The sequence below is a fragment of the Nocardioides sp. genome (assembly GCF_044226765.1).
In the GTDB taxonomy this organism is placed as follows: domain Bacteria; phylum Actinomycetota; class Actinomycetes; order Propionibacteriales; family Nocardioidaceae; genus Nocardioides.
On the sequence record NZ_JBGAGJ010000005.1, the window covers coordinates 247,923 to 259,862 of the forward strand.

Annotated in this window: 10 protein-coding genes; 6 read left to right on the top strand and 4 right to left on the bottom strand. The window is 72.4% G+C overall.

Annotated elements, in window-relative coordinates:
- The first annotated feature begins 44 nt into the window (after window positions 1-44).
- From groES to guaB, 4 genes are all read left to right on the top strand, one after another.
- Window positions 45-338: a co-chaperone GroES gene (gene groES, locus ACILRH_RS13295; RefSeq protein WP_183592203.1), complete on the top strand. Its 294-nt coding sequence runs from the start codon at window positions 45-47 to the stop codon at window positions 336-338.
- Between the two features lie 85 nt (window positions 339-423).
- Window positions 424-2,043 carry a chaperonin GroEL gene (gene groL / locus ACILRH_RS13300; protein WP_395694008.1) on the top strand — a complete coding sequence of 540 codons (1,620 nt, stop codon included), beginning with the start codon at window positions 424-426 and terminating at the stop codon, window positions 2,041-2,043.
- Window positions 2,044-2,384: 341 nt separating this feature from the next.
- Window positions 2,385-3,281: a GNAT family N-acetyltransferase gene (locus tag ACILRH_RS13305; RefSeq protein ID WP_395694010.1), complete on the top strand. Its 897-nt coding sequence runs from the start codon at window positions 2,385-2,387 to the stop codon at window positions 3,279-3,281.
- A gap of 26 nt (window positions 3,282-3,307) precedes the next feature.
- Complete coding sequence (guaB, locus tag ACILRH_RS13310; RefSeq protein ID WP_395694012.1) at window positions 3,308-4,810, top strand: IMP dehydrogenase; 1,503 nt, start codon at window positions 3,308-3,310, stop codon at window positions 4,808-4,810.
- Here the strand turns inward: guaB and ACILRH_RS13315 are convergent.
- On the bottom strand, window positions 4,795-6,033 hold the full coding sequence (locus tag ACILRH_RS13315; RefSeq protein WP_395694014.1) for a hypothetical protein: 1,239 nt from the start codon (window positions 6,031-6,033) through the stop codon (window positions 4,795-4,797). The two genes, guaB and ACILRH_RS13315, sit on opposite strands and share 16 nt — an antisense overlap.
- A complete protein-coding gene (locus ACILRH_RS13320) occupies window positions 6,030-6,578 on the bottom strand; it encodes a SigE family RNA polymerase sigma factor (protein ID WP_395694016.1) in 549 nt (182 codons plus the stop codon). The genes ACILRH_RS13315 and ACILRH_RS13320 overlap by 4 nt, the downstream gene beginning before the upstream one ends.
- Window positions 6,579-6,662: 84 nt before the next feature.
- Between ACILRH_RS13320 and ACILRH_RS13325 the strand changes: the two genes are divergently transcribed.
- Window positions 6,663-7,769: a GuaB3 family IMP dehydrogenase-related protein gene (locus ACILRH_RS13325; protein WP_395694018.1), complete on the top strand. Its 1,107-nt coding sequence runs from the start codon at window positions 6,663-6,665 to the stop codon at window positions 7,767-7,769.
- Window positions 7,770-7,790: 21 nt separating this feature from the next.
- Here the strand turns inward: ACILRH_RS13325 and ACILRH_RS13330 are convergent, their stop codons facing one another.
- Complete coding sequence (locus tag ACILRH_RS13330; RefSeq protein WP_395694019.1) at window positions 7,791-8,954, bottom strand: CapA family protein; 1,164 nt, start codon at window positions 8,952-8,954, stop codon at window positions 7,791-7,793.
- Window positions 8,955-9,026: 72 nt separating this feature from the next.
- Between ACILRH_RS13330 and ACILRH_RS13335 the strand changes: the two genes are divergently transcribed.
- Window positions 9,027-10,769, top strand: coding sequence for a glycerol-3-phosphate dehydrogenase/oxidase (locus ACILRH_RS13335; RefSeq protein ID WP_395694021.1), 1,743 nt, complete (start codon window positions 9,027-9,029; stop codon window positions 10,767-10,769).
- A gap of 93 nt (window positions 10,770-10,862) precedes the next feature.
- Here the strand turns inward: ACILRH_RS13335 and ACILRH_RS13340 are convergent, their stop codons facing one another.
- Window positions 10,863-11,813, bottom strand: coding sequence for a hypothetical protein (locus tag ACILRH_RS13340; protein WP_395694023.1), 951 nt, complete (start codon window positions 11,811-11,813; stop codon window positions 10,863-10,865).
- Between the last annotated feature and the right edge of the window lie 127 nt (window positions 11,814-11,940).

Here is an 11,940-nt window from a genome sequence, read left to right on the forward strand (position 1 = left end):
CCCAACTCATTCACGAAGTGCCAGAAAGTGGAGGTTGATCAGTAGTGTCGGTCAACATCAAGCCCCTCGAGGACCGCATCGTCGTCAAGCCGCTCGACGCCGAGCAGACCACGGCCTCGGGCCTGGTCATCCCGGACACGGCCAAGGAGAAGCCCCAGGAGGGCGAGGTCCTGGCGATCGGTCCCGGTCGGATCGACGACAACGGCAACCGCGTCCCGCTCGACGTGAGCGTCGGCGACAAGGTCATCTACAGCAAGTACGGCGGCACCGAGGTCAAGTACGCCGGCGAGGAGTACCTCATCCTCTCGGCGCGCGACGTCCTGGCTGTCGTTTCCTGATCCATCCCGGGTCGTGTGCCTGACGACGCGCCATGGCGCGTGCGCAGGCACACGACCCGGTTCAGTTTCCTGACGTAGGAGAGAAATGCCCAAGATCCTGGAGTTCGACGAGAGCGCCCGCCGTGCCCTCGAGCGCGGCGTCGACGCGCTCGCCAACGCCGTCAAGGTGACGCTGGGCCCCAAGGGCCGCTACGTCGTCCTCGACAAGAAGTGGGGCGCGCCGACCATCACCAACGACGGCGTGACCGTCGCGCGTGAGGTCGAGCTCGACGACCCGTTCGAGAACCTCGGTGCGCAGCTCACCAAGGAGGTCGCGACCAAGACCAACGACGTCGCCGGCGACGGTACGACGACTGCGACCGTCCTCGCGCAGGCGATGGTCCACGAGGGGCTGCGCGCGGTCGCCGCCGGCGCCAACCCGATGGGCCTCAAGCGGGGCATGGACGCCGCGGCGGAGGCCGTGGGCGACGCGCTCAAGGAGGCCGCCCGCGAGGTCGAGTCGGTGGAGGACATGGCGTCGGTCGCCACGATCTCCAGCCGCGACAGCGTGATCGGCGACCTGCTCTCGCAGGCCTTCGACAAGGTCGGCAAGGACGGCGTGATCACCGTCGAGGAGTCGAACTCGATGGGCACCGAGCTCGAGTTCACCGAGGGCATGCAGTTCGACAAGGGCTACATCTCGGCGTACTTCGTCTCCGACGCCGAGCGCATGGAGGCCGTCCTCGACGACCCCTACATCCTGCTGCACCAGGGCAAGATCTCGGCCGTCGCCGAGCTGCTCCCGCTGCTGGAGAAGGTCATCCAGTCCGGCAAGCCGCTGTTCATCCTCGCCGAGGACGTCGACGGCGAGGCGCTCTCGACGCTGGTGGTCAACAAGATCCGCGGCACGTTCAACGCGGTCGCGGTGAAGAGCCCGGCCTTCGGCGACCGCCGCAAGGCGATGATGCAGGACATCGCGACCCTGACCGGTGGTCAGGTCGTCGCCCCCGAGGTCGGCCTCAAGCTCGACCAGGTCGGTCTCGAGGTGCTCGGCCAGGCCCGCCGCGTCGTCGTCACCAAGGACAACACCACGATCGTCGACGGCGCCGGCGACGCCGCCGAGGTCGAGGGCCGCGTCAACCAGATCAAGGCCGAGATCGAGTCGACCGACTCCGACTGGGACCGCGAGAAGCTCCAGGAGCGCCTCGCGAAGCTGGCCGGCGGCGTGTGTGTGATCAAGGTCGGCGCCGCCACCGAGGTGGAGCTGAAGGAGAAGAAGCACCGCATCGAGGACGCCGTGTCGGCGACCCGTGCCGCGATCGAGGAGGGCATCGTCCCCGGTGGCGGCTCGGCGCTGGTCCACGCGGCGTCGGTGCTCTCCGACGACCTCGGCCTCACCGGCGACGAGGCGCTGGGCGTCAAGATCGTCCGCAAGTCGGTCGACGAGCCGCTGCGCTGGATCGCCGAGAACGGCGGCCAGAACGGCTACGTCGTCACGACCAAGGTCCGCGAGCTCGGCGTCGGCAACGGCTACAACGCCGCCACCGAGGAGTACGGCGACCTGGTCGCCCAGGGCGTGCTCGACCCGGTCAAGGTGACCCGCTCCGCGCTGGTCAACGCCACCTCGATCGCCGGCATGCTGCTGACGACCGAGACGCTGGTCGTCGACAAGCCCGAGGAGGAGGAGCCCGCTCCCGCCGGCCACGGCCACGGGCACGGTCACTGAGCCACGCTCCACCCGGTCCACCCACGAGGCCCCGTCCGCACGGACGGGGCCTCGTGCCGTCCCGGCCACGTCCGCGTGGCCGCGCGGCGCGCTCGGTGCACCGACCGTGAGTTCGCCGTTTCATCACGGTCTGTCGGTGAACCCGCACTTCCCGTGGTGTGCCCACCATGGGAAGTGCGGGCTCACCTGCATCCCCTGATGAAACGGTGGCGGCAGCCCTCAGCCAGCGGCCAGCCGGCGGCCGGCCGCCCACCAGCCGCCCACCGGCCGACCACGACAACGTCACCCCGCCGAAACACGGCGGAAGCGCGTCGGCAACCTCGGCCACGCACCCTGGCGCCATGCTCTGGAGAGTGCGCACCACCCTGCCCGACCGCCCCGGCGCGCTGGCGTCGCTCGCCCAGTCCTGCGGCGCAGCGGGGGTGAACATCCTCGGGCTGCAGATCTTCCCGGGCGTCGAGTCCGTGACCGACGAACTCGTGCTCCGCACGCCCGACGACTGGCACGAGCCCGAGATCGCCGACTTCCTGGAGCGGTCCGGCGGCCACTCGGTCAGCGCGGCACCGTGCACCGAGGCGGCCCTGACCGACCAGCCCACCCGCTACGTGCAGGCCGCCCGCGCCATCCTGTCCCAGCCGATGTCCTTCCCGGAGGTCGTGGCGCACCTCTTCGACGCCGAGTCCGAGCCGGCGCCGGACCCGGACGCGCCCGAGCAGGACGTGATGGACATGGTCGTGGGCGACGTGCAGGTCCAGGTGCGGCGCACGGCGCCGTTCACCGCGACCGAGCACGCGCGCGGTGCGGCGATGGCCGACCTGGTCTCCGACGTCCTCGAGCGCGGCCGCGGTGTCGTCGCGCCGGGGACCGGCCGCCGGGTCGGCGGGGGAGCGAGCCCGCAGTACGCGGCGGACGGCCTCACGGTCACCGCCACCGTCGACGAGGTCACCGTCGGGGTGGCCGAGGTCCGGCCCGAGACCCTCGACGGCGGCGTGCGCGAGGTGGTCCTGCGCGTGGAGACCGGCTGGCAGCGCCGCGGGATCGGGACCCGGCTCCTCGTCGACGCCGCCCGGCTGGCCAGCGGGCTGGGTGCCACCGACATCGTGCTCACCACCCGGTCGGACAACCAGGCGGTGCTGCCGATGGTCATGGCCGCCGGGCTCCGCGGACGGATCCGGATGGCGGCGGACACGCTGACGGTGCGGATCCCGGTGCGCGACCTCAAGCCGCTGCGGGCCTGAGCCCCGCACGCCGGTAGGCTGTGGGGGTGGAGGTTCCCGAGAAGTTCGCCACCCTGGGCCTGACCTACGACGACGTCCTCCTGCTGCCCGGTCACTCCGACCTGGCGCCCACGGACATCGACCTGACCACGCGGCTGACGCGCGAGATCAGCCTCAACGTGCCGCTGGTGAGCGCCGCGATGGACACCGTCACCGAGTCGCGGATGGCGATCGCCATGGCCCGCCAGGGCGGCCTCGGCGTGCTGCACCGCAACCTCTCGATCGACGACCAGGCCTACCAGGTCGACCTGGTGAAGCGGACCCAGACCGGCATCATCTCCAATCCCGTCACCATCGGCCCGGACGCGACCCTCGAGCAGCTCGACCAGCTCGCGGGGGAGTACCGCATCTCGGGCTTCCCGGTCGTCGACACCGACCACCGGCTGCTCGGCATGATCACCAACCGCGACCTGCGCTTCACGCCGGTCGCGGAGTGGGCGACGACCAAGGTCGACGAGGTGATGACGCCGATGCCGCTCATCACCGGACCGTCCGACATCAGCCGCGAGGACGCCACGCTGCTGCTGCGCAAGCACAAGCGCGAGCGGCTGCCGCTCATCGACGACCAGGGCCACCTGACCGGCCTGATCACCGTCAAGGACTTCGTCAAGGGCGAGCAGTTCCCCAACGCGTCGTACGACGACGCCGGCCGGCTGCTCGTCGGCGCGGCGATCGGCTACTTCGGCGACGCCTGGCAGCGCGCCGGCACGCTGATCGAGGCCGGGGTCGACGTGCTCGTCGCGGACACCGCCCACGGCAACGTGCGGATGCTGCTCGACATGGTGCAGCGGCTCAAGTCCGACCCCGCCACCCGTCACGTGCAGGTGGTCGGTGGCAACGTCGCGACCAAGGACGGCGCCCAGGCGTTCGTCGACGCCGGCGCCGACGCCGTCAAGGTCGGTGTCGGACCGGGCTCGATCTGCACCACCCGCGTCGTCACCGGCGTCGGCGTGCCGCAGGTGACCGCGGTCTACGAGGCCGCGCTCGCGTGCAAGGCCGCAGGCGTGCCGGTCATCGCCGACGGCGGGCTCAAGCACTCCGGTGAGATCGCGAAGGCCCTGGTGGCGGGCGCGGACAGCGTCATGATCGGCTCGCTGCTCGCCGGGTGCGAGGAGTCGCCGGGCGACCTGGTCTTCGTCAACGGCAAGCAGTTCAAGTCCTACCGGGGCATGGGCTCGCTCGGCGCGATGTCGAGCCGGGGCAAGAAGTCCTACTCCAAGGACCGCTACTTCCAGGCCGAGGTCGAGAGCGACGACAAGATCGTCCCGGAGGGCATCGAGGGCCAGGTCGCCTACCGCGGCCCGCTCTCCGCGGTGGCGCACCAGCTGATCGGCGGCCTGAACCAGTCGATGTTCTACGTCGGCGCGCGGACCGTCCCCGAGCTGCAGGAGAAGGGCCGCTTCGTGCGGATCACCCAGGCCTCGCTGCAGGAGAGCCACCCGCACGGGGTGCAGATGACCGTCGAGGCGCCGAACTACTCCGGGCGGTAGACCAGCAGGCGGCCCTGTCCGCCGCGGACGTCGATCCGGTAGCGGTCGCCGGCGAGCAGCTCGGTCGCGAGCGTGGAGGCCGGGCCCGAGGTGGCGCCGAGCCGTGCCGACGTCCCGCTGACGAGCCGGCCGTGCCAGTCGGCGTGCACCGCGGCGCCCCTTGCGACCAGCCCGATGACGACGTCCTCACGGGTGTCGAGCGTCAGGGGGGCGGTCTCCACGGAGTCCAGGACCCAGGTGCGCCCGCCGTACTCGACGCTCGGTGCGACCCGCATCCCCAGCACCCGCGGCGCCGACGGCGTGGTGTAGACCGCGACGCCGACCACCGTCGAGGCGGAGCGGACCACGGGGCCCTCGGCCCCGCGTGTCACGTAGGCCCGGACCACGCGGTCGCGCACCCGGTGGCCGAGGAAGGTCGCGCTCGCCGATCCGGGGTCCCGCCCGTCCTCGCGGCAGGGACCGCTGATCGGGCCCTGGTGGTCGACCTCGACGTTGAGCCAGAGACCCTTCTGGTCGGTGGTGCAGTACTCCGAGAACCGCACGCCGTCGAAGGCTCCGGTGAACGGCACGCTCACCGTGGAGCTGCCGGGCTCGGAGAAGGCGCCGGCGAGCAGCCGGTCGGCCCCCATGGCCCGGCGGAACACCGCCTTCCCGCCCGCGTCCGCGACCCCGTCGGCCAGCTCGCCGGTCCAGTCGTAGACGGCCACCCCGGCCCGCGCGGACGCCGGGGCCCGGTCGAACCGCACCCGGAACCGCGTCGCGGCGGTCGGGACGGGCACCTCCACGTCCTGGTCACCGAAGGCCCGGGCGACGGGCTCGCCGTCGGCGTACAGCGTGGCGGAGCCGCGGCCGAGGCCGCGCGCGACCAGCGAGACCGCACGGTCGTCCGCGGTGTCGCTCAGCAGCAGCCGGGGCCGGCCCGCGGGGAAGTCGAGGGTGCGCGACACGGCGTACGGGAACCCGTAGACCGAGACCCGGGACGGCACGTCCACGCCCACCACCCGGCTCGCCGGCTCGACGGCGTCGCCGCCGCGCAGGGTGCCGACCCCGATCGCGGTCACCGCGACCGCGGCGGCCGCGACGACCGCGGCGGTCGCCGTGCGGCGCCGGCGGGCGACGCGGATCCGCTCCCGGACGGCGGCCGGGCGCAGGTAGCGGTCGTCGTCGCGGAGGTCGTCCGCACGGTCGCCGAGCACCGTGCGCAGGTCGTCGAGGGTGTTCATCGCTCCTCCTCCTGGTGCGCGAGCGCGGGGTCGATCCGCAGCTTCGCGAGCGCCTTGCTGGTCTGGCTCTTCACGGTGCCGGGCGAGATGCCGAGCAGCCGGGCCGTCTCCGCCTCGCTGAGGTCCTCGACGAACCGCAGCACGACCACGGCGCGCTGCCGGCGCGGGAGCCGTCCCATGGCGACCCACAGGTCGTGGCGCCGGTCGACCGCGGCGTCCGCACCCCCGTCCGGCGACGGCTCGGGCTCGGGTGGCTCGGCCCACGCCTGCTCGCCGTTCCACTTCCGTCGCCACCACGAGGCGAACGTGTTGACGAGGACCCTGCGGACGTACGGCTCGGGCTCGCCCTCGATCCGCGACCACGCGAACCAGGCCTTCGTGATGGCGGTCTGCAGCAGGTCCTCGGCCAGCGCGTGGTCGCGGGTGAGGAGGTACGCCGTGCGCAGCAGCCCGGTCGAGCGCGCCGCGACGAAGTCGTCGAAGTCGACCGCCTGGCCCCCCGACAACGACCCTCCCGAGAACGTGGCCGGCCGTCCGCCGGTCATGGCTTCCATACCCAGCCCGACGCGGTGGCAGTCCGGTTCGGTTGCCCGGGACGCGCGGCCGAGCCGCCTCGGTAGGCTGGGCCGGTGACGGACATCGAGATCGGGCGTGCCAAGCGGGCACGGCGCGCGTACTCCTTCGACGACATCGCCATCGTGCCCTCGCGGCGCACCCGCGACCCGGAGGAGGTCAGCACCGCCTGGCAGATCGACGCCTACCGCTTCGACATCCCGGTGCTCGCGGCGCCGATGGACTCGGTGATGTCGCCGACCACGGCGATCGCGCTGGGGCGGTACGGCGGCCTCGGGGTGCTCAACCTCGAGGGCCTCTGGACCCGGTACGACGACCCGGACCCGCTGCTGGAGGAGGTCTCCGGCCTGCACGGTGACGACGCGACCCGTCGGCTGCAGGAGATCTACCGCGGGCCGGTGAAGGCCGAGCTGATCAGCGAGCGCCTGCGCGAGATCAGGGAGGCGGGTGTCACCGTCGCCGGGTCGCTCTCCCCGCAGCGGACCAAGGAGTTCGCCAAGACCGTGGTGGACGCGGGCGTCGACATGTTCGTCATCCGTGGCACCACGGTCTCCGCCGAGCACGTCTCCTCCCAGTCCGAGCCGCTCAACCTCAAGGAGTTCATCTACGAGCTCGACGTGCCGGTGATCGTCGGCGGCTGTGCCACCCACCAGGCGGCCCTGCACCTGATGCGCACCGGTGCTGCCGGCGTCCTGGTCGGCTTCGGCGGGGGAGCGGCCCACACGACGCGCACCGTGCTCGGCGTCGCGGTGCCGATGGCGAGCGCGGTCGCCGACGTCGCCGCCGCGCGGCGTGACTACCTCGACGAGTCCGGCGGCCGCTACGTCCACGTCATCGCCGACGGCTCGATCGGCAAGTCCGGAGACATCGCCAAGGCGATCGCCTGCGGCGCCGACGCCGTGATGGTGGGGTCGCCGTTCGCCCGCGCGACCGACGCGCCCGGCCGCGGGCTGCACTGGGGCTCCGAGGCCCATCACCGGGAGCTGCCGCGAGGCGAGCGGGTGCGCTTCGAGACGGTCGGCACGACCGAGGAGATCCTGTTCGGGCCCTCGCGCGTCGCCGACGGCACCATGAACCTGATCGGCGCCCTGCGCCGGTCGCTGGCCACGACGGGCTACACCGAGCTCAAGGAGTTCCAGCGCGTGGAGGTCGTGGTCGGGTAGGCCTGCCTGGTGCCGCCCGGGTCAGTCCTCCTGCAGGCCCGCGTTGTGGCCGACTCCGTCGACGGCGGCGCGGATCGACGCGAGGTGCGAGCCGGTGGCCCGGGTGATGCGGATCGGGTCGCCCGGCACGTAGTGGTTCCACTGGGTCGGCAGGTAGGACGCGCGGTCGACCCGCCAGCCGCCGTCCGGCTGCTCGGCCAGGTCGAAGTGCACCGTGATGCCCTCGTAGCTCGACGGGATCGAGACCTCGTTCTGCGCGACCGCGTTGCCCATCCCGTAGACGACCCACTTGCCGTTGACCTTGGTGATCGGCTGCACCACGTGGGCGTGCTCGCCCAGCACCAGGTCGACGTCCGGCGAGGCGGTCAGCTGCCGGGCGAGCTCGACCTGCGCGGCGTCGGGGCTGTGGTCGTACTCGATGCCCCAGTGCACGTGGACGACGACCACGTCGGCCCCCGCCTCCCGCGCGGCCCGCGCCTGGTCCAGGAGGTTGGTGGCGTCCCACATCGAGACGGCGAAGTCCTGCTCCGGCGGGACGACGAACCCGTTGAGCCCGAAGGTGCCGGCCACGAGCCCGACCTTCACGCCCTCGGCGGTGGTGATGATGACCGGCTGGTCCCGCTCGGCGGCGCTGCGGAAGGTGCCGACGTGGGCGACCCCGTTGCGGTCCAGCAGGTCGGCGGTCGTCTCGACGCCCTCGAAGCCCTGGTCCCAGCTGTGGTTGGACGCCGTCGTGCACGCGTCCCAGCCCATGCTCGCGATCCAGGGCCCGATCGAGCGGGGCGCCGCGAAGACCGGGTAGGACTCGGGCTCCTGGCCCCGCGCCGCGAACGGGACCTCCTCGTGGCAGATCGCGAGGTCGGCGTCCTCGATGGTCGGCTTGAGCCAGGCGAACATCGGGTCCCAGTCGTACGGCGCTCCGGTGCCGGCGCGGTGGGCGTCCTCGGCGGCGCTGAACCAGACCGTGTTGTGCCACAGCAGGTCGCCGCTCATCACGATGCTGACCGTGCGCGGACCGGTCGGACTGGTCGTGGGGCTGTCCGTCGTCACCGGGTCGGTCGGGCCGGGCGCGGGCGTCGATGGCGCCCCCTGGGGGTCCTGGCCGATGTCGGCCGGCCCCTGGTCGTCGCAGCCGGCCGCGGCGAGCGCGAGCAGGAAGGCTCCGACGACGACCCACCTGCGCATGGGACCAGTCAACGGCACTTTCGGGTCCTTCGCCCGGGGTTTCCGGCGACCGGCCCCTGACACACTGGGTCCATGACCCAGCGCCGTGCCGAGGACCCCAGTGCACTCAGCCCGCAGGCTCGGGAGCGTGCGATCGCCGCGATGTCCGACTCCACCCAGCCCGAGCTCGACCTGCTGGTCGTGGGCGGCGGCATCGTCGGCACCGGCATCGCGCTCGACGCCGTCACCCGCGGCCTCAGCACCGGTCTGGTCGAGCAGCGCGACCTGGCCAGTGGCACGTCGAGCCGCAGCAGCAAGCTCGTGCACGGCGGGCTGCGCTACCTGGAGATGATGGACTTCGCGCTGGTCCGCGAGGCCCTGCAGGAGCGCGGCCTGCTCCTGACCCGGCTCGCCCCGCACCTGGTCCGGCCCGTGTCGTTCCTCTACCCGCTGACCCACCGGGTGTGGGAGCGGCCCTACATCGGCGCCGGCCTGACGCTCTACGACGGCATGGCCATGGTCGGCAAGCACCGGATGGGCCTGCCCCACCACCGGCACCTGACCCGCAAGGGCGTCTCCCGGATCGCCCCGGACTTCGACCCCGACGCCCTCGCCGGCGCCATCCAGTACTGGGACTGCCAGGTCGACGACGCCCGCCTGGTCCTCACCATCGCCCGCACCGCGGCCGCCCACGGGGCCCAGGTCGCCACCCGGGTGAAGGTGACCGGCTTCCTCCGCGAGGGCGAGCGCGTCGTCGGCGTACGCGCGCGGGACCTGGAGGCGCCGGGCTCGGCCGAGCTCGAGATCCGCGCCAAGGTGGTCGTCAACGCCGCCGGCGTCTGGACCGACGAGATCCAGGACCTCCTCGGTGGCCACGGCGCCCTCCACGTGCAGGCGTCCAAGGGCATCCACCTCGTCGTGCCCCGTGACCGGATCCGTTCCGAGGCCGGGTTCATCATGCGCACGGAGAAGTCGGTCCTGTTCGTCATCCCGTGGGGCCGGCACTGGATCATCGGCACCACCGACACCCCCTGGGACCTCGACAAGGCACACCCCGCGGCCTCCCGCTCGGACATCGACTACCTGCTCGGCCACGTCAACTCCATCCTGCGCGAGCCGCTGGACCACGACGACGTCGAGGGCGTGTACGCCGGGCTGCGGCCGCTGCTGTCCGGCGAGTCGGAGCCGACCTCGCGGATCTCCCGCGAGCACACCGTCGCCATGCCGGTGCCGGGCCTGGTGCTGATCGCGGGCGGCAAGCTGACGACGTACCGCGTGATGGGCCGCGACGCCGTCGACGCCGCCGCGGACTCGCTGTCGCAGCTGGGTCTCACCGTGCGCCCCTCCATCACCGACCGGGTCCCGCTGCTCGGGGCCACCGACTACGAGACGCGCCAGAACCAGCGGGTGCTGCTGGCCCGGCGGTCGGGGCTCAACATCGCGCGCATCGACCACCTGCTGGAGCGGTACGGCGGCCGCATCGACGACCTGCTCGCGCTGGTCGAGGCGCGGCCGGAGCTGGGCGAGCCGGTGGATGGCGCCGCCGACCACCTGGGCGCGGAGATCGTCTACGCGGTCACCCACGAGGGCGCGCGCCACCTCGACGACGTGCTCACCCGCCGTACCCGCATCTCGATCGAGACCTTCGACCGCGGCGTCACCGCCGCCCCCGCCGTCGCCACCCTCGTCGCCGACGAGCTCGGCTGGGACGCCGCCCGCACCGCCGAGGAGGTCGACCACTACCTGCGCCGGGTCGAGGCCGAGCGCCAGTCCCAGCTGATGGCCACCGACCAGGAGGCGGACGAGGCCCGGGTGCAGGTCGGCGATGCCGTCTGACGTCGTTCGTTTCGCCGGTCGGCCGGTGAAATGTGCAGGACACGCCGGGAGCGCCCGGCGTGTCCTGCACATTTCCCCTGACGACCCGGCCGCTCAGGCGGCCCACGCCTGGCCGGCGAGGGTGGAGGCGATCCGGGCGGCGGTCCGGGCCGGACGCTGCAGGTCGGCCCAGGTCATGCGGATGCAGCGCCAACCGGTCAAGCCGCAGATCAGCTCCTCCCGCCGCTTCTCCCGGAGCACCATCTCCGCGATCGACTCGCCCTCGCGTCGGAAGCGGTGGTACTTCTCGAGCCCGTCGAACTCGAGGAAGACGCCGAGCTCGGGCCAGGCGAAGTCGACCCGAGCGACGACCCGCCCGCGGGCATCGACGATCACCAGCTGAACCTGGGGGCGCGGCAGGTGGTGGCGCCAGAGCAGGAACATCGCGCGTGTCTCGCCAGCGGACTCGCACCGAGGCTCTGCCAGGCCCAGCACGATCGGGGCGTTCAGCGTGTGCGGGTTCATCGCCATTCCCTCGACACGTTGCCCGATCAGGTCGAGGGTCGTCTCTCCCGTGTGGAGCAGGCCGTTGATCGTGACCAGCGCATGCTCGGGGTCCGTGAGGGTGAGCATGTCGACGGCTGTCCTGGTGCCGCTCGCGACCGGTAGGCCGTTGCGGATGGTCAGGTCGCCGACCAGGACCCGGGTCCGGTGCTGCACGATCCCGGCCTCCCGTCGACCGGCGCGTCCGTCGAGGCGGGCGAAGTGGGTCTCGTCCCCCATGTCCCAGACCGGTGCGCCGAGCTCGTCGGCCGCGCTCGGTCCGGTGAGCATGACGGGTGACCGGGCGCTGCGGAGCGCCGCCCGGGCCGTGAGCCGGCGCCGCTCGCAGCCGTCCAACATCGTCCAGACCGCGCCGTCGGTGTAGGCGCCGTGCCGGACGCGGTGCAGCAGGCCGGACCGGCACAGGCGAGCGATGAGACGACCGTCGTAGCCGGCCGCCATGAGTTCGTGGCGCATGATCACCCGGGGGTCACGCGGGTCGATGGAGTCGAGTTCGAGCATGGTGAGGTTGTGGCCCGGATCGGTGCCCCCGACCCCTCGGCCGGACGAGGCTGTGGACAGCCGGGGCGGGGCTGTCCCCTGTGCATCGGAAGTGGGCTCGCCCCTCGAGGTCGTCAGGGGAAACGTG

Coding starts and splice junctions, on each gene's coding strand:
- groL (WP_395694008.1), top strand. CDS start 424: ATGCCCAAGATCCTGGAGTTCGACGAGAGCGCCCGCCGTGCCCTCGAG.
- ACILRH_RS13305 (WP_395694010.1), top strand. CDS start 2,385: ATGCTCTGGAGAGTGCGCACCACCCTGCCCGACCGCCCCGGCGCGCTG.
- ACILRH_RS13315 (WP_395694014.1), bottom strand. CDS start 6,033: ATGAACACCCTCGACGACCTGCGCACGGTGCTCGGCGACCGTGCGGAC.
- ACILRH_RS13320 (WP_395694016.1), bottom strand. CDS start 6,578: ATGACCGGCGGACGGCCGGCCACGTTCTCGGGAGGGTCGTTGTCGGGG.
- ACILRH_RS13330 (WP_395694019.1), bottom strand. CDS start 8,954: ATGCGCAGGTGGGTCGTCGTCGGAGCCTTCCTGCTCGCGCTCGCCGCG.
- ACILRH_RS13335 (WP_395694021.1), top strand. CDS start 9,027: ATGACCCAGCGCCGTGCCGAGGACCCCAGTGCACTCAGCCCGCAGGCT.
- ACILRH_RS13340 (WP_395694023.1), bottom strand. CDS start 11,813: ATGCTCGAACTCGACTCCATCGACCCGCGTGACCCCCGGGTGATCATG.